This window comes from Lactobacillus nasalidis, assembly GCF_016587775.1.
Lineage (GTDB): Bacteria > Bacillota > Bacilli > Lactobacillales > Lactobacillaceae > Lactobacillus > Lactobacillus nasalidis.
Window position 1 is genome coordinate 1 of record NZ_BOCG01000115.1, and the last position, 274, is coordinate 274.

Annotated in this window: 1 pseudogene; it reads right to left on the reverse strand. The window is 60.9% G+C overall.

The window, feature by feature from the left end:
* Window positions 1-274, reverse strand: a pseudogene (locus tag lacNas_RS01790) (acetyl-CoA C-acyltransferase); the annotation flags it as partial.

The window sequence follows — 274 nt, forward strand, 5'->3', positions numbered from 1 at the left end:
GCCAGAAGTCTGGTGCCGCTGGCGCCGAGCGGGTGGCCCAGGGCGATTGCGCCGCCCTGCTTGTTGACCTTGTCCAAAGGAATCTCCAGATCGCGGGCCACGGCCAGGGTGGTTGCGGCAAAGGCTTCGTTGATTTCAAAGAAGTCGTAGTCAGCCACCTGCCGCTTGTTTTCACTCAGCAGCTTGCGGATGGCGTAGTATGGACCGTAACCCATGAATTCCGGGTCGTAGCCGACTTCGGCGTAAGCGCCGAGCTTGGCCAGAGGCTTGAGCT